The organism is Amycolatopsis sp. PSD-21 (assembly GCF_055561455.1).
The window spans coordinates 4,745,019-4,761,463 of record NZ_CM145712.1; the positions used below are offsets into that span (position 1 = coordinate 4,745,019).

The following is a 16,445-nucleotide window of genomic DNA, read 5'->3' on the forward strand; positions in this document are numbered from 1 at the left end:
ACCCCTCCCCCTCGCCACCCACTACGGTGCGGTAGACGATTCAGGATGGCACAAGGGAGGGGCGAAGTGGCGGCGTTCGACGAGGGACAAGCGCTCGTTCTGTGGTGCACCGCCATGCCGGATCTGCGCCGGGCCGCCATCGCCGGCCGGTGGACCGACCGGCTGGAACGAACCGCCTCCCGCGTGCGCGCGGGTGGTTCGGCGTTGGACGCGTGCCGGCAGTTCGACCTGCTCGATGCCGAGTCGGCGGAGCCGACCAGGAACGCGGGCACTCCGGACCGCATGCCCGTATATCCCAGCACGCGGAGCCCTCGCCTGCCACGGACCGGACGCGGCGAGTACGGCTGCCCGCGCGGGTTGTGCATGCGCCACGACCATCGGGACGACAACGGGCACCCGCCCGTCTGCGCCTTGTTCGACAACGAGCCGATGCTGCCGACGGGCGCGACGCCGTGAACCCCTTCTTATCGTCTCTGAGCGGCAAGCTCGCCGAGCGATGGGTCGCGACCCTCGTGCTGCCGGGGGCGTTGTTCGTCGCCGCGGCGGTGTGCGCGGTCCGACTGGGCCACCGTTCCGCGTTCGACCTTGTCTCGGTGACCGGCTGGATCGTGCGGGAGGCGCCGCGCGTGCCGGTCGCGGCGACGGCGGTCTTCGTGCTGGCCGGTGCCACGGCGACGGCCATGGCCGCGCAGGCGGTCGGCGGCCTGGCCGAGGCGGTCTGGACCAGGCCGTGGCGCGGGCCTGCTGCCTGGCTCGCACGGGGGTTGGTGGCCGTACGCGGCAGGCTCTTCGATCGAGCGGCGGCCAGGGCGGGGGTGGACCCCGTAGCCGCCTACCGGCCACGGCATCCGGCCTGGATCGGCGAGCGGTTCAGGCTGCTGAACGCCCGGATCGCCGGGCAGTACCACGGACTCGATCTGGGTTTGGTGTGGCCGCGCTTGTGGTTACTGGTCCCGGAAACGGTCCGCACTCCAGTGCAGGCGGCCGAATCCCAGTTCAGGTCGGCCACCAGGCTCGTCGGCTGGGGCGTGCTGTACCTCGGCCTAGGGATCCATTGGTTTCCCGCGGCGCTGGCCGGAATCGGCACCATCGCGGCGGGGTGGAGCCGGGCCCGATCCACCACCGCGACACTCACCATGTTGATCGAAGGCACCGTGGACACCCATCTCGACACGATCGTCACCGCTCTCGGCCACACCATGCCGGCCGCGGGCTTCACCGGCGATCTCGCCCGCCGGATCAACGACCGGCTGGCCAAGGGCGACTGACCACCGCCGAACGGTTTCAGCCGAAGGTCCACGGAGCGCGCAGCCCGTGCGGAATGTCCATATTGGACAGACATGGCGGGCGCCTCACCACTCGCGTTGATTCGGCAGGCCGCGTGGTCACTGCCCGGCGTAGCGCTTGGCGAGCTCCTTCTCGCGGGCGGCGGGCCAGGGGCAGCGGATGTCGCCCTGGGAGGCGGCGAAGAAGAGTTCCATGTGCACGTGCCAGGCGGCGAGGGATTCGGGGCCGTGTGCGTTCTCTTGGAAAAGGGTCACGGTGGTGCCCTGCAGGTGTTCGTGGTGGAACTCCCAGCGCACGACACCCTGTGGAATGCCGTCCTGGAGCCACTCGTACTCCAGCAGGTGTGGTGCTTCGGAGCGGGTGAGCCTGCCCGGGGTGATGCCGGGGTGGGCGGCGCGGGTGGGAACGGTGTCGGTGGTGCCTTCGGTGAGGAGGGTCCAGACGTCGTCGAGCGGGGTCCAGACGAGGTCGCGGGCGAAGTGGATGCCATCGGGGTTGTCGGTGCCCTCGTCGAGGCCGAACTTCGCGATGTAGTGCTCGATGCGCGAGAGCCATTCGGTGGGTGGCTCGAACTCGGTGCCGTCGGCGTGGGCGACCAGGGCGTCCAGGCAGGTGATCCAGCCGGGGACGTCGCGACCGGCGGAGAGCTTCGACGAGACCACGGCGGTGAACACCAGCAGGCAGCCGTCCGCCTGCGGGAGAATCTCGAAGCGCAGCACGTCGTTCGCCCAGCGGAAGGCGAAGACCTTCGGCGGGTCGGACTCGAGCAGTTCGCCCTCGCCGCCGTCGGCGTCGACCGGGGCGGCTTCCGGGAACGTGAAGCGCAGGGTGCGGCCGTCGATCGTGACCTCGGCCGGGAACCAATGCTTCATTTCGACCGGTTCGGTGACCACCCGCCAGACCTTCTCCGGTGAGTGCCGCAACCGGCGCTCGAAGCGCAGCACGGGCTTGCCCTCGATCATCTGCAGTTCCGCGTCCACGGGTCAGTCCCCTTCGATCTCGTCGAGTCGGCGTTCGAGTGCGTCCAGGCTCTTCTCCCACATCGCGCGGTAGGGCGCGAGCCAGGCTTCGACCTCCGCCAGCGGGCGCGGGTTGACGCGGTACCAGCGGCGTTGGGCGTCCGTGCGCACCTCGACCAGGCCGGCCTCGCGCAGCACCTTGAGGTGCTTCGACACGGTCGGCTGGGTCAGCGTCAGCCGGTCGACGAGGTCGCCGACCGGCTGCTCGCGTTCACGCAGCAGGTCGAGGATCTCCCGGCGACTCGGATCCGCCAGCACGGCGAAGGTAGATGCCATGACAGCAATATAGCCGAAGTGGCATACACGCGGGCTCCAATCCCCAATCCTTCATGGCTCAGGAAGCCGGTTTGTCCGCCAGCTGCTCGAGGCGCGCCATCTCCACGTCGAGGGCGGTTTGCGCCCGGCTCAACGTCTCCGAGCTGTACCCGCCGCTCGACCGGGCCCGTTGAAGACGCTCGGACTGCTCGGTGAGGACGCGCAGGCGCAGCCGCAGATATTGCTGGACGTCCGAAGCCGAGCGGCCGACTGGCGCCTTGCCCGGGACGCGTACGTCCGAGCGCACCCTGTCCAGGACCGCGTCACTGAACGGCCCTTCGGCCGGATCGTCCAAAACGGACTTCGCCGCGTCGGCGAGCTCGGTCATGAGCCGGACGTACTCCTGGCGCGTCCGGTCCGGATCCTCCGCGGGCACCCGCGCCGCGCGGATGACCGCCGGGAGCGTCATTCCCTGCACCAGCAGCGTCGTGGTCGCCACCACGTAGGCGATCAGGACCAGCAGGGCGCGATCCGGGGTGTCCTGCGGAAGGGTCTGCGCCGCCGCGAGGGTGATGGCACCGCGCATCCCCGCCCAGCCGAGCACCACGCCACCGCGCCAGCCCAGGGTCTCGGTGAGCCGGAACTCGACGTCGACGGCGGCACGATCCAGCCGTTTCCGGAAATGCGCCACCCGTCTCGGTGACGCCTTGTCCAGTCGCTCGGTGACGGCGGGATTCGACTCGTCGCCCCGCAGCACCGCCTGTGTCGTTTCCAGCCGTGGTTTGAAGCGCGCGGCTTTCCGCTGCTCGCGGTACAGGCCGGCGACCAGCGGCCCGACGAAGACGACGCGCGCGACGATGACGAGCGCCGACGCGGCCAGGCCGATGGCGAGCGCTCGCCAGACGCTCGAACCGTCCTCGTGCGCCTCGTCGATGAGGGTTTTCACGCTGAGGCCCATGAGCAGGAACATCCCGCTCTCCAGCAGGAAAGCCGCGGTACGCCAGTTGACGGTCTCGGCGAGGCGGTCCGTCGCGCGCAGATGCCGTGGGGCGAGGTGTCCGGTCACCAGACCGGCGACGACGACGGCGAGCACGCCCGAGGCACCGGCCTCCTCCGCGGGCACGAAGGCGATGAACGGGACCACGAACGAGATGGCGGTGTTGAGCACGGCATTGCCCAGCAAGGCACGCGCCCGGACGTTGACGATCCCGACCAGGATCCCGATCCCGACCGCCACGACGACCGAGAACGCGAACTCGCCCACGACGCCCCAGACAGACACCGATCCGGCCACCGCGGCGACCGCGGACCGCAGCAGCACGAGCGCCGAGGCGTCGTTGACCAGCCCTTCGCCTTCGAGCACCGTCAGCAACCGAGGTGGCAGGCCGAGCCGCCGTCCCACGGACGTCGCCGCGACGGCGTCGGTGGGACTGATGACCGCGCCGAGCGCGAACGCGGCAGGCCACCCGATCCCCGGCACCAGCCAGTGGAACAGCCAGCCCGCGCCCAGCGTCGTCCCCACCACGAGCAGGACCGCGAGGCCGGTGATCGGCCGGATGTTCCGCCGGAAGTCGACCATCGGCATGTTCACCGCCGCCGAATACAGCAGCGGCGGGAGCACCCCGGCGAGGATCAGCTCGGGTTCGACCTCCGGATGCGGGACACCCGGCAGGAAGCTCAGCCCGATCCCGGCCACCACGAGGCTCAGCGGAGCGGCCAGGTTCAGCCGTTCGGAGAACGCGGCCACCACCACGATGATGACGACGCCGAGCACGGCGACGAGAGTCAAGTTCACCGGCACGTGTCCTCTCGCGTTCGCGGCACTCCGAACGTGTCCATTGGTGACACGACGGCACCGCACCCGCAAGTCGGAGCATTAAGGTCGGGGTAGGGCGGTCCCCGGTCTGACCGCCCAAACCGGTGACCGACCGGCTGCTGTACGTCCAGTGCGCGCGGCGGGCTCCGCACCCACATCCTGCACGTCGTCACGAAGACAGCCAGCCGACACGGAACCAGCGGATCCTGCGGAAACCATCCGGCCGACGCGGCGCGGTACGCCGAACTCAATCACGCGAGTTACGGCTTCAATCACGCGAGTTCGGGATTGAACCTGATGGGGTGGCCCGCGACCGGAGTGGGGTCGAGGGTTCCGGTGCGGGCGAAGGTCGCCCAGACGGAGCGGAGGGCGGCGCCGAAGGCGTCGACCTCGGGCCACGGGACCTTGCCGAGCATCGGACTGTCCTGCCAAGCACGCCGGGTGCCCAGCAGAAGCGGCAGCTCGACACAGTGGGTAGCGCCGAACTCCGACCCTTCGGGCCGCCAGTCGAGCCGGTACGACCAGACGCCGGCTCCGGCCGAGCGCAGGCGGTCGCCGAAAGCGGCCAGCGGTTCGACGTAGATCTCGTCGGTGCCCGCGGCACCGGGGAACGCGGTCATGTCGTCGGCGTTCCAGCCGTACAGCACGTCGAGGTCGCGCACATTGTCCACGAAGGACGACTTGTCCAGCGTGTCCACGGGAACGAACGCGGGTTCCATCGGGTCGCCGGTGAGCCGCAGGTTGGTCAGCGCGGTCTCCTTGTGCGCGGCAAGGATTTCCGTGATCCCGGCGGCGTGCGGGTCGCTGCCGAGCGCGTCGGCGAACACCTGGCCGAGTTTCGCCGCGTGCTCGGGCCGCCGGGTGGCGAGGCCGAGCGGCGCGCTCTGCAGGATCGCCCGGCGGAACAGGCCGCGAGCCTCGGGCAGGTCCATCAGGAGCCGGATGGAGATGCCGCCCGCCGACTGCCCGGCGACCGTCACGTTGTCCGGGTCGCCGCCGTAGGCCGCGATGTTGGCCCGCACCCAGCGCAGCGCCTCCAGCTGGTCGGCCAGCCCGAGGTTGCCGGGGCTGACGCCGTCCAGGTACAGGTAACCGAGCGCGCCGAGCCGGTAGTTGACGCCGACCACCACCAGGTCGCCTTCGGCCGCCAGCGCGCCGCCGTCGTACCAGTCGAGGAACCCGCCACCGCTGGAGAAGCCGCCGCCGTGCAGCCACACCAGCACCGGCCTGCGTCCGTCATCCAAGCCCGGAGTGGTGACCGTCAGGTTGAGACAGTCCTCGCCCTGCGGGAGGCGATCGCGCGGCGGCCCCATCACGCGGTCCAGCCGGGACGGTGGTTGAGGACTGATCTCTCCGCTGGACGGCGTCTGCTCCGAAACGCCGGCCGGCAGGGCGAACCGTGCCGCTGTGGCATAGCGGATCGGTCCGGTTCGGACAATCGTGGTCATACGCACCTCGCGGGTAGGATCGGCGGGTGATCTTGCCTCGCCTGCTGGACGGCCGACTGAAGTTCCGCCACCTCGTCCTGCTCGACGCGCTGGCCAGGCAGGGCACCGTGGTCGGGGCCGCCGCCGAGTTGCACGTGACGCAGCCGGTGGCGACCCGAAGTCTGCACGAACTCGAAGAGATCCTCGACGTGCGGTTGTTCGAACGCGGCCCGCGCGGCATCACCCCGACCGTGTTCGGCGAGGCGTTCACCGGACACGCCCGCGCGGTGCTCGCCCAGCTCGAACAGGCCGGGCGGCACGTCGCCGAGCTGGCCGACGCCGAGCGCGGCACGGTGGTGGTCGGCACGCACCTCGCGGGGTCGAACATGCTGCTGCCACGCGCGATCGCGGCGATCAAGACCGAGCGGCCGTACCTGACCATCGTGGTCCGGGAGGGTTCTCCCGAAGCCCTGCTGGTCGAGCTGGAAGCGGGCCGGGTCGACCTGATCATCGGCAGGCTGACAGCGCCTTCGGACGAGCGGATCGAGCGGCGCAAGCTGTACGACGAGTCGGTGGATCTGGTGGTGCGCAACGCGCATCCGCTGGCGGGCGCGACCGGCGTCGAGCTGGCCGATCTCGCCGAGTATCCGTGGATCCTGCCCGGAGCGGAGACCGCGCTGCGCCGCGAGCTGGAGCAGTTGTTCACCCGCAACGGTTTCCCGCTGCCCGCGAACCGCGTGGAGACCACCTCTTTCCTGACCGTGCGGCAGTTGTTGCTGGAGACCGACGTGATCGCCGCGCTGCCGAGCCTGATCACCAAGGACGATCCGAGGATCACCAGGGTCTCGCTGGCGCTGGAACCCATCGGGCACAGCGTCGGGCTCACCCTGCCCGCCCAGCGCACGCTCAGCCCGTCGGTGGATGCGCTGATCCGCAGCCTGACCGACGTCGCCACCGGAATGTCGCATTAGGACAGTCACGACAGTGACAGGAAACGTTCGGCGTTCCCACTGGTGATCAGCCGCCGCTCGGTCTCGCTCAGGAAGGCGCTCTTGCGCACCACCTCGCCGACCGGGCGTTCGCCGAGCGGGTACGGGTAGTCGCTGCCGACCATCACCCGCTCGGCACCGAGCGTGTCCACGAGCAGCCGCAGCGCCCGCTCGTCGAAGACCACCGAGTCGACGTGGAACCGGTCGAGGTAGTGCGACGGCGGGAACTCCGAGGTGCCGATCACGTCGTTCCGCCGATGCCAGGCGTTCTCCATCCGGCCGAGCCAGAAGGCGAACGACCCGCCGCCGTGGGCGAAGCAGATCTTGAGACTCGGGTCGATCCGGTCGAAGACCCCGCCGAGCACCAGCGCCAGGATCGACAGATGCGTCTCGGCGGGCATCGCGGTCAGCCACCGTGCCATCCACCGGTCCAGCCGGGGCGAATCGGCCATGTCCCACGGATGCACGAACACCGGAACGCCGAGCGACGCGCAGTGCTGCAGGAAGGTCTCCACCCCGGCGCTGTCGAGATCCTGGTCGCCGACGTGGTTGCCGATCTCCACCCCGCGATGCCCCGCGGCCAGGCAGCGTTCCAGTTCGCGGCACGCCGCGTCGGTGTCCTGCAACGGGACCTGGCAGAACGGGATCAGCCGGTCCGGCGCCGGCGCGACGATCTCCAGCGCCAGGTCGTTGAAGATCCGGGCGATCCGGCCCGCCTGTTCGGCGGTCCGGCCGTAGTTGAAGAAGGCGGGCGTCGGGGAGACCACCTGGGTGCGCACGCCGTCGGCGTCCATGTCCAGCAGCCGGGTCTCCGCGTTCCAGCAGTCCGCGCCGATCCGGCGGAACTCCTTCTCCCCCATCATGATCATCGCCTGGGACTCGGTCTCCGCGCGCAACCACGGCGCGTCCGGCCCGGCGTCCGCGCGCAGATCCGGCCAGCCGTTCGGCACGTAATGCGTGTGGATGTCGATCAGGCCGGTCATCTCAGCCCTTCCCGGGGTGGAGGGCGCCGCAGCCGTCGCAGGTGCGGGCCTGCTCGTCGCCGTAGAACGCGGTGAAGACCGGCGGCAGATCCTCGACGATGTCACGCACCTGGAGTTCCACCTCGTGCACCAGCGCGTTGCATTCGAGGCAGTACCACTGGAACTTCTCCAGCGTGCCCTCCTCGCGGACCCGCTCGATGACCAGGCCGATCGAGTCGGCTTCGGGACGCTGCGGCGAGTGCGGGATGTCGCCAGGCAGCAACCACGTGTCGCCCTCGGAGATCCGGACGGTCTTCTGGCCTTCGTCGGTCATGACGTTCACGTGCATGTTGCCCTTGAGCTGGTAGAACCATTCCTCGTAGGGGTCGACGTGGAAGTCGGTGCGCTGGTTCGGCCCACCGACGATCTGCACGATGAAATCCTTGCCCAGCGCCATGGTCCGGTTGTTCACCGGCGGCTTGAGCAGATGCTCGTGCTCGGCGATCCAGGCCTGGAAATTGACGACCTCGGGAATGCCGGTCATCGCGGAACCTCCGTGTCTTTCGGTAGCTGGGCGATCGCCTGGATTTCGATCAGCAGATGCGGATGCGGCAGCTGATGCACGGCGACCGTGGTGCGGGCGGGGCCTGTTTCGTCGAAGTACTCGCCGTAGATCTCGTTGTAGCCGCCGAAATCGTTCATCGAAACCAGGAACGTGGTGATCTGCGTGATGTCGGCGAGGTCGGCGCCGACCTCGTGCAGGATGCCGCGGATGTTCTCGATCACCGCGCGGGTCTGCGCGCGGATGTCCAGGTTCGTGGTGCCCAGTTCGTCCACCTCGACTCCGGCGAACGTGTTGTCCGGACGTCGTGAACTGGTACCTGACACGAAGACCAGATCTCCCGCGACCTTCACATGCGGGAAGCGGCCCCTCGGCTTGGCCAGCCCGGAGATCACCCGCCCGCTCATGCCAGCCCCCGCACCGAGACCCGGCCGAGCCCGGCGATGTCCGCCTCGGCGACGCCGGGCACGAACGGCACCGCCTCGGTCGCCGCCCCGGCCAGCACGACCTGCCCGGCCCGCAGCGGGATGTCCCGTTTCCTGCACAGCTCGACCAGCGCGTGCAGCGCGCGAACCGGATCGCCGAGGATCGCCGACGTCGAGCCGATCACCTCGCGGTCCCCGGAGCGCAGCCGCACCGCCCGGTTCGCCGCCTCGCCGAACGCGCGCCACGGACCGAGCACGAACCCGGCGGCCGAGGTGTTGTCGGCGACCACATCGGTGTGGGTGAACCGGAAATCCCGGTACCGGGAGTCGATGATCTCGATCGCCGGGGCCATCGCGTCCACCGCGGACTCCACGTCGAACGCCGGGTCGGCGAGATCGATGTCGCGGGCCAGCCGATACGCGACCTCCGGCTCCACCTTGGGATGGATGAAGCCCGCCAACGAGACCTCGCCGCCGTCGGCGACCCGCATCGCGTCGGTGAGCCTGCCGGCGATCACCTCGGACACGCCCATCTGCGCCATTTTCGCCTTGCTGGTCAGCCCCAGCTTCACCCCGAGCACCCGCTCGCCACGCGCCTCCCGGCGGGCCACCAGCTCGGCCTGGATCGCGTACGCGTCGGCGATGTCGAACTGGTGATCGTCGGCGAGGCTCGGCGTGTCCACGCGCGACGTCTGCGCGGTGTCCAGCCGATCGGCGAGCGCCGAGATCTCCGCGATGGCCATCATGTGCCGCTCCGTACCAGGTCGAGTGCGATGTCCACGATCATGTCCTCCTGCCCGCCGACCAGCTTCCGCCTGCCGACCTCGGTGAGAATCCGCCGGGTGTCCAGTCCGTAGCGGGCGGCCGCGCGCTCGGCGTGCAGCAGGAAGCTCGAGTAGACGCCGGCGTATCCGAGGGTCAGCGTCTCGCGGTCCACCTGGACCGGCCGTTCCCGCAGCGGGCGGACCAGGTCGTCCGCCGCGTCCTGCAACGCGAACAGGTCCGCCCCGTGCTCCCAGCCGAGCAGGTCGGCGACCGCGACGAACGGCTCGGCCGGGCAGTTGCCCGCCCCCGCGCCCTGCCCGGCCAGCGCGACGTCCACCCGGTAGGCGCCGTGCTCGACCGCGGTCACGCTGTTCGCCACCGAAAGGGAGAGGTTCTCGTGCGCGTGGATGCCGATCTCGGTCCGCTCGTCGAGCACCTGCCGGTACGCGTCGATCCGCTCGGCGACCCCGTTCATCGTCAACCGCCCGCCGGAATCGGTGACGTACACGCAATGCGCGCCGTAGGTCTCCATCAGCCTGGCCTGCTCGGCGAGCGCGGCCGGCGTGGAGAGGTGGCTCATCATCAGGAAGCCGGACACGTCCATGCCGTGCTCGCGAGCCCAGGCGATGTGCTGCGCGGCCACGTCGGCTTCGGTGCAGTGGGTGGCGATCCGCACGCTGCGCACCCCGAGGTCCCGGAGGCGGCGCAGCTGTCCGATGGTGCCGATACCGGGCAGCAGCAACGTGGTCAGCGTGGCGTTCTCGATCACCTCCGCGGCCGCGGAGATCCACTCTTCGTCGGTGTGCGCGCCGAATCCGTAGGTCGCACTGGAGCCGCCGATCCCGTCGCCGTGCGCGACCTCGATCGCCGCCACCCCGGCTTTGTCCACTGCGGACACGATCCGCCGGACCTGGTCCACTGTGTACGCGTGCCCCATGGCGTGCATACCGTCGCGCAAGGTCACGTCCTGGAGGTAGACCTTCATCCGAGCCACCCCCTCAGTTCGGCGATCCGCTCGGCCGTGCGCAGCGCCGCCGAGGTCATGATGTCGAGATTTCCCGCGTAGTCGGGCAGATAGTGGGCCGCGCCGAGCACTTCGAGGAACACCGAGACCTTCAGCCCGGAGATCTCCCGGCCGAGCTCGGGCACCCACTGCCGGGTCACCGGGTCGAACTGCACTTCCTGTTTCAGTGTGTAGCCGGGCACGTACTCGCGCACCCGGTCGGCCATCTGCCCGACCGACGCGGCGATCTTTTCCCGGTCCGGCTCGCCCTCGACCAGGCAGTACACCGTGTCCCGCATGACGATCGGCGGGTCGGCCGGGTTCAGCACGATGATCGCCTTGCCCATCGCGGCGCCGCCGACCTCGCGGATCGCGGCCGCGGTGGTCTCGGTGAACTCGTCGATGTTCGCCCTGGTGCCCGGTCCCGCCGAGCGGGACGAGATCGACGCGACAATCTCGGCGTACGCGACCGGCGCGACCGAGGACACCGCGGCCACGATCGGGATGGTGGCCTGTCCGCCGCAGGTCACCATGTTCACGTTCGGTGCGGCGAGGTGCTCGTCGAGGTTCACCGGCGGCACCACGAACGGGCCGAGCGCGGCCGGGGTCAGGTCGATCATCAGCTTGCCGTGCGTTTCGGCCACCTCGGCGTGCCGTCGGTGCGCACCGGCTGATGTCGCATCGAAGATCACCCGCACATCCGCGAACTCCGGCAGCGCGGCGAGGCCGTCGATACCGCCGTGGGTGGTGGCCACCTTGAGCCTGGCCGCCCTGGCCAGCCCGTCCGACGCCGGGTCGATACCCGCCATCGCGGCCATCCGCAGCGTCTTCGACAACCGCAGCACCTTGATCATCAGATCGGTGCCGATGTTGCCGGAGCCGATGACGGCGACCGGAACCGTTGCTGTCACTGAATCTCCTCCTCGATCACCGCGTCGACCTCACCGAGTCCGTCCAGCCGCAGCCGGAAGCGGCCCGCTCCCGTGACCGGCACCATCGGGCCGAGCGCCCCGGACATCACCACGTCGCCCGCCCGCAACGGCTGCTCGCGAGCGGCCAGCTCCCTGGCCAGCCAGGCGACCGCGGCCACCGGCGACCCGAGGCAGGCGTGGCCCGCGCCGAACGACACCGGTTCACCGTTCAGCTCCAACGTCATCCCGGTCGCGGCGAGATCCCGGCCGGTCAGCGAGAACGGGGTGCAGCCCAGTACCACCGCGCCGCTGGACGCGTTGTCCGCCACCGTGTCCACAATGGAGAGATCCCAGGCGCCGATGCGCGAGTCGACGATCTCGATCGCGGGCAGCACGAACTCGGTCGCCCGCAACACGTCCGCGACCGACGCACCCGGCACGTCCAGATCGCGGCCGAGCACGAACGCGATCTCGCCCTCCGCACGGGGTTGCAGGAACCGCCGGTACGGGACGGGTTCGGTGTGCGCGTACAGCATGTCGTCGAAGAGCACGCCGAAGTCCGGCTGGTACACGCCGAACTGACGCTGCACCGAAGGCGCGGTCAGCCCGATCTTCGCCCCGGCCGCCCTGGCGCCTGCCTCGACCCGCTGGTCACGGAGCCTGCGCTGCACCGCGTAGGCCGCGTCGACGTCTTCCGCGCCGAGGAATTCCCGCACCGGCGGGCAGGGGCTCGCGGTGCTCGCCGCGGTCGCCAGCCGGGCGGCGGCCGCCTCGATCGCCGCGGTCACAGCCGCACACACACATTCGTCGGCTCGGTGTAGAAGTGCAGCGAAGACGCGCCGCCCTCCCGGCCGATCCCGGAAAGCCCCATCCCGCCGAACGGCGAGCGCAGGTCGCGCAGGAACCAGGTGTTCACCCAGGACATGCCGACGTGCATGGCCTGCGCGACGCGGTGTCCCCGGCGCAGGTCCTGCGTCCACACCGAGGAAGCCAGCCCGTATTCGGTGTCGTTGGCCAGCGCGATCGCCTCGTCCTCGGTGTCGAACGGGATCAGCGCGGCCACCGGGCCGAAGATCTCCTCGCGCACCGGCCGGTCCTTGTTGGTCAGGCCGGTCCAGAGGGTCGGCTCCAGCCACGAGCCGCCGTCGAGTTCCGAACCGAGCTCGGGAATCCCGCCGCCGGTCAGGGTTTTGGCGCCGGCCTCCTCGGCCAGCGCGAGGTAGTCCAGCACCTTGCGCCGGTGCTCCGGTGAGATCAGCGGGCCGGTGGTCGTCCGCTCCGCCGACGGGTCACCGAGCCGCAAGCCGCGCGCTTGCTCCACCAGACCAGCAGCCACGTCGTCGAACACCGAGCGCTGCACGTACACCCGCTCGGTGCAAAGACACACCTGCCCGGTGTTCGCGAACACCGACCGGGTCAGCCCGGCGAGCGTCTCGTCGAGATCGGCGTCCTCGAACACGATGGCGGCGTTCTTCCCGCCGAGCTCGAACGACACCGGCCGGACCCGGGGCGCGACCGTGCGCATCACCTGGGTCCCCGTGGCGGACGAGCCGGTGAACGTCACCCCGTCGATACCGGGATGCTCGGTCAGGTACTGCCCCGCCGAGTCGCCGCCGAAGCCGTGCACCACGTTGTAGGCACCCGCGGGCAAACCGACCTCGGCCAGCACCTCGGCCAGCAGGGTCGCGGTGGACGGGGTCTGGTCGCTCGGCTTGACGACGACCGCGTTGCCGCAGCCGAGCGCGGGCGCGACCTTCCAGGTCAGCAACAGCAGCGGCAGGTTCCACGGCACGATCACCGCGACCACGCCGAGCGGCTTGCGCACCGCGTAGTTCAGCGCCTGCGCCCCGCCGGGCAGATCGGTGACGAACGATTCCTGGCCGGCGGCCGCGATCACGTCGGCGAACGTGCGGAAGTTCGCCACCGCGCGGGCCACGTCCAATTCGCGGGCCTGGATGACGGGCTTTCCGGTGTCCGCGACCTCGGCCGCGACGAACTCCTCGAACCGGGCCTCGATCCGGTCCGCCGCCCGGCGCAGCAACGCGGTCCGCTCCCGCACCGGGGTGTCCGCCCAGCCGTTGTGCAACGCCGCGCGGGCGCCGGTGACCGCGCGGTGCACCAGCTCCCGGCCGGCCTCGTGCACCCGGGCGAACTCCGCGCCCGTCGCCGGATCGACCGCCGGGAACCCCGGCCCGTCCGGCTCGGCGAACTCACCGTCCACGAAGTTGCGGATCCACCGCACTGGCTGCGTCATGCCGTTCACTCTGTCCGGCCGCGCCATGCGGAACAAATGCGAATCTGCTCGTCAGCCATACCTATTAAGGCATACCGGAGTGGGTCTCCTGCCTCGACTCACGGAGCACAAAGGGCAACTCGTGTGATCAGACGGACGACACGTGGCGGGGAGCGACGTCGCGTTGACCCGTGAAGGGGCGCGGTACTGGGTGGGTCACCGTGGTCGTGAGTGGCGATTCGGGTTCTAACCCGAATCGCCACTCACGACCGGTTCGGTGAGCGTGTCGCGGGTCCGGCCTCGCGCCGCCGCCCGAGCTATACCAGTTCGGGCATGACAGACCGGCAATTCGGCATTTGTGGCCTATGCCTCACGGTGTCAGGCTTCTGCCCAATCGCCAGCAGCCGCGATCGGCTGTCGCCTGAGTCGATTGGGTTTTCGCAGATGAACGCACCCGCGCCCCGCAAGATCGCCGCCGCCACGCTCGCCGGGACCACCCTCGAGTGGTACGACTTCTTCCTCTACGGCACCGCGTCCGCGCTGATCTTCAACAAACAGTTCTTCCCCTCGCTGAGTCCCACGGTCGGCACTCTCGCCGCGTTCAGCACCTTCGCCGTCGGGTTCATCGCCCGCCCGCTCGGCGGTCTGGTGTTCGGTCACTTCGGTGACCGGATCGGCCGCAAGTCCACGCTGGTGGTGTCGCTGATGCTGATGGGCGTCGGCTCCACGTTGATCGGGTTGATCCCGAACTTCGACGCGATCGGCATCTGGGCGCCGATCCTGCTGGTCGCGATGCGGATCGTGCAAGGCATCGGGCTCGGCGGCGAAGGCGCGGGAGCGACCCTGATGTCGATGGAACACGCGCCCGACGGCCAACGGAACCGGTACGCCGGGTTCCCGCAGATGGGCACCCCGGCCGGGCTGGTGCTGGCGAATCTGCTCTTCCTGGGCAGCAGCGCGGTGATGCCCGCCGACGCGTTCGCCGCGTGGGGCTGGCGGATCCCGTTCCTCCTGAGCTTCGTGCTGGTCGCGATCGGACTGATGATCCGGCTGAAGATCACCGAATCACCGTCGTTCACGCAGGTGGCCCGGAACGACAAGGTGGTCCGGTTCCCGCTCGGCGCCGCGTTCAAGGTCGGCTTCGGCAGGCTCGCACTGACCCTGCTGGTCGGCGTGGCGAACTCGGCGGTCGCCTACGTCTTCATGGTCTTCACCCTGTCCTACGGAAGCCAGAACCTCCACTACGACCGGCAGTTCCTGATCCTGTCGGTGACCGGATCGGCGGTGCTGTGGTTCGCCACCATCCCGATCTGGACCCGCATCGCCGACCGCCACGGCAGGCGCACGATGTTCATCGCCGGCTCGGCCGCGCTCCTGCTGTGGTGTCTCGCGTTCTTCCCGTTGCTGAACAGCGGCGACACCGGGCTCGCCATGCTCGCCCTCGCGGGGATGGGCCTGGTCGTCCCGATCACCCACTGCGTGCAGGGCGCGATCATCGCGGACACCTTCCCGGTCAACGTCCGGTTCTCCGGTATGTCGCTGCTGCTGCAGGGCGGCGCGATCCTCGGCGGCGGGCTCGCCCCGATGATCGCCACCGCGGTGCTCAACGCCACCGGTTCGACCACCGGCATCACCTGGTACCTGGCCGCGATCTGCGGCGTCAGCATGATCAGCGCGGTCGCCCTGTTCCGGCTGCCCCCTTCCCGCGCCGCGGAATCCACAGTGGACGGACCGCGCGACCGCGACGCGGTTCCGCTGTCCGTGAACACCCACCCGGCCGGGCTCGACGATCAATAGAGTCCGTTCCATGCCGGTCACCACACGCACGGTCGAGTACCCCGCGGACGGACTGACGATGGTCGGGCGCCTGGCGCTCCCCTCCGGTACCGACCGCCGTCCCGCGGTCCTGATCGGGCCGGAAGGGACGGGACTGAACGATTTCCAGCGTCGCCGGGCCGACGCCCTCGCCGAGTTGGGGTACGTGGCGCTGGCCTTCGATTTCAACGGCGGGCGCTGGTTCTCGGACCCCGAAGAGATGCTGGCGTACGTGATGCCCCTGCTCGCCGATCCGGACCGGATGCGGGAGATCGGCCACGCGGCCCTCGACGTGCTGCGGTCGGAGCCGCGGACGGACCCGAGCCGGATCGCCGCCATCGGATACGGCACGGGTGGCGCGATCGCCCTGGAGCTCGGCCGGGACGGCGTCGACCTGCGCGCGATCGGCACGATCAACGCGGTGACCACGGGCCGTCCGGGCGAAGCGGCACGTATCCGTTGCCCGGTCTGGGCCGGGGTCGGCTCGGAAGACCCGATCATGCCGCCCGCGCAACGGGAGGCGTTCACCACCGAAATGCAGGAGGCCGGCGTCGACTGGCGGCTCGTGGTCTACGGCGGCGCGCAGCACGCCTTCCACCACCCGCCGGTGGATCAAGTGGTGCTGCCGGGCGTCGGCTACCACCCGCGGCACGCGGACCGGGCGTGGCACGACGTCGTCGAGCTGCTCGCCGAATGCGTGCCGGTGGTCAGCCCAGCTTGAGCCATCCCAGCGCCAGCGCGACGACGAACCCGCTCGCCAGGACGACGATCACGCCGATGAAGATCAGCCAGGCGATCGGCATCGCCTTGGAGGGCATCGGCTGCGGGTGCGAGAGCCCGGAGGTCTGAGCCGAATCGGGCGGCGTGGCGCCCGGTGAAACGCCGCCTCCTGGTTCGCGGCGGGTTTTCTCAGGTTCCGGGTCGGGCGGCTGCGCTGTCATCGCCGGTGCTCCTTCGGTCGGTCTCCCGCTCGGGT

General features: G+C 69.9%; 18 protein-coding genes. 5 read left to right on the forward strand and 13 right to left on the reverse strand.

From position 1 onward, the window contains the following. Positions 1–45 precede the first annotated feature (45 nt). Entirely contained in the window at positions 46–456 is a 411-nt protein-coding gene (locus ACZ1DY_RS22430; RefSeq protein WP_126733021.1) for a hypothetical protein, read from the forward strand. Next, positions 453–1,268 carry a hypothetical protein gene (locus ACZ1DY_RS22435; RefSeq protein ID WP_465480713.1) on the forward strand — a complete coding sequence of 272 codons (816 nt, stop codon included), beginning with the start codon at positions 453–455 and terminating at the stop codon, positions 1,266–1,268. Before ACZ1DY_RS22430 ends, ACZ1DY_RS22435 begins: the two co-directional genes overlap by 4 nt. Positions 1,269–1,385: 117 nt before the next feature. Here ACZ1DY_RS22435 and ACZ1DY_RS22440 read toward each other — a convergent pair whose 3' ends face one another. From ACZ1DY_RS22440 to ACZ1DY_RS22455, 4 genes are all read right to left on the reverse strand, one after another. Continuing rightward, positions 1,386–2,267, reverse strand: a complete 882-nt coding sequence (locus ACZ1DY_RS22440) for an SRPBCC domain-containing protein (RefSeq protein WP_465480714.1) — start codon at positions 2,265–2,267, stop codon at positions 1,386–1,388. 3 nt (positions 2,268–2,270) lie between these two features. Then, positions 2,271–2,582, reverse strand: a complete 312-nt coding sequence (locus tag ACZ1DY_RS22445) for an ArsR/SmtB family transcription factor (protein ID WP_065917074.1) — start codon at positions 2,580–2,582, stop codon at positions 2,271–2,273. A 58-nt stretch (positions 2,583–2,640) separates the two neighbouring features. Further along, the gene (locus tag ACZ1DY_RS22450; RefSeq protein ID WP_465480715.1) at positions 2,641–4,356 is read right to left on the reverse strand and encodes a cation:proton antiporter; all 1,716 of its coding nucleotides are present in this window, start codon (positions 4,354–4,356) and stop codon (positions 2,641–2,643) included. A gap of 293 nt (positions 4,357–4,649) precedes the next feature. Then, complete coding sequence (locus tag ACZ1DY_RS22455; RefSeq protein ID WP_465480716.1) at positions 4,650–5,825, reverse strand: carboxylesterase family protein; 1,176 nt, start codon at positions 5,823–5,825, stop codon at positions 4,650–4,652. Between the two features lie 26 nt (positions 5,826–5,851). Here ACZ1DY_RS22455 and ACZ1DY_RS22460 point away from each other — a divergent pair, with 26 nt between their 5' ends. Continuing rightward, positions 5,852–6,775, forward strand: coding sequence for a LysR substrate-binding domain-containing protein (locus ACZ1DY_RS22460; protein WP_126733025.1), 924 nt, complete (start codon positions 5,852–5,854; stop codon positions 6,773–6,775). A gap of 5 nt (positions 6,776–6,780) precedes the next feature. Here ACZ1DY_RS22460 and ACZ1DY_RS22465 read toward each other — a convergent pair whose 3' ends face one another. From ACZ1DY_RS22465 to ACZ1DY_RS22500, 8 genes are read right to left on the reverse strand one after another with little or no spacing between them, the layout of a single operon-like run. Next, positions 6,781–7,776 carry an amidohydrolase family protein gene (locus ACZ1DY_RS22465; RefSeq protein ID WP_126733026.1) on the reverse strand — a complete coding sequence of 332 codons (996 nt, stop codon included), beginning with the start codon at positions 7,774–7,776 and terminating at the stop codon, positions 6,781–6,783. Position 7,777: 1 nt separating this feature from the next. After that, a complete protein-coding gene (locus ACZ1DY_RS22470) occupies positions 7,778–8,299 on the reverse strand; it encodes a 3-hydroxyanthranilate 3,4-dioxygenase (RefSeq protein ID WP_257486570.1) in 522 nt (173 codons plus the stop codon). Further along, positions 8,296–8,724, reverse strand: a complete 429-nt coding sequence (locus ACZ1DY_RS22475; RefSeq protein WP_126733028.1) for a RidA family protein — start codon at positions 8,722–8,724, stop codon at positions 8,296–8,298. Before ACZ1DY_RS22475 ends, ACZ1DY_RS22470 begins: the two co-directional genes overlap by 4 nt. After that, positions 8,721–9,488 (reverse strand): 2-keto-4-pentenoate hydratase, encoded by a 768-nt coding sequence (locus tag ACZ1DY_RS22480; RefSeq protein ID WP_465480717.1) that lies wholly within the window; start codon positions 9,486–9,488, stop codon positions 8,721–8,723. The genes ACZ1DY_RS22475 and ACZ1DY_RS22480 overlap by 4 nt, the downstream gene beginning before the upstream one ends. Next, on the reverse strand, positions 9,485–10,492 hold the full coding sequence (gene dmpG / locus ACZ1DY_RS22485) for a 4-hydroxy-2-oxovalerate aldolase (protein WP_465480718.1): 1,008 nt from the start codon (positions 10,490–10,492) through the stop codon (positions 9,485–9,487). The genes ACZ1DY_RS22480 and dmpG overlap by 4 nt, the downstream gene beginning before the upstream one ends. Then, entirely contained in the window at positions 10,489–11,421 is a 933-nt protein-coding gene (locus tag ACZ1DY_RS22490) for an acetaldehyde dehydrogenase (acetylating) (protein ID WP_465480719.1), read from the reverse strand. Before ACZ1DY_RS22490 ends, dmpG begins: the two co-directional genes overlap by 4 nt. Then, complete coding sequence (locus tag ACZ1DY_RS22495; RefSeq protein ID WP_465480720.1) at positions 11,418–12,209, reverse strand: 2-keto-4-pentenoate hydratase; 792 nt, start codon at positions 12,207–12,209, stop codon at positions 11,418–11,420. Before ACZ1DY_RS22495 ends, ACZ1DY_RS22490 begins: the two co-directional genes overlap by 4 nt. Further along, positions 12,206–13,675 carry a 2-hydroxymuconic semialdehyde dehydrogenase gene (locus tag ACZ1DY_RS22500; RefSeq protein ID WP_465480721.1) on the reverse strand — a complete coding sequence of 490 codons (1,470 nt, stop codon included), beginning with the start codon at positions 13,673–13,675 and terminating at the stop codon, positions 12,206–12,208. The genes ACZ1DY_RS22495 and ACZ1DY_RS22500 overlap by 4 nt, the downstream gene beginning before the upstream one ends. 423 nt (positions 13,676–14,098) lie before the next feature. Between ACZ1DY_RS22500 and ACZ1DY_RS22505 the strand changes: the two genes are divergently transcribed. Together ACZ1DY_RS22505 and ACZ1DY_RS22510 are read left to right on the forward strand one after the other, a co-directional pair. Next, positions 14,099–15,451, forward strand: a complete 1,353-nt coding sequence (locus tag ACZ1DY_RS22505; protein ID WP_465480722.1) for an MFS transporter — start codon at positions 14,099–14,101, stop codon at positions 15,449–15,451. Between the two features lie 10 nt (positions 15,452–15,461). Continuing rightward, positions 15,462–16,190 (forward strand): dienelactone hydrolase family protein, encoded by a 729-nt coding sequence (locus ACZ1DY_RS22510; protein ID WP_257486563.1) that lies wholly within the window; start codon positions 15,462–15,464, stop codon positions 16,188–16,190. On the opposite strand, the gene ACZ1DY_RS22515 is transcribed toward ACZ1DY_RS22510, so the two are convergent. Further along, a complete protein-coding gene (locus ACZ1DY_RS22515) occupies positions 16,177–16,410 on the reverse strand; it encodes a DUF6480 family protein (protein ID WP_126733035.1) in 234 nt (77 codons plus the stop codon). The genes ACZ1DY_RS22510 and ACZ1DY_RS22515 overlap by 14 nt on opposite strands. Between the last annotated feature and the right edge of the window lie 35 nt (positions 16,411–16,445).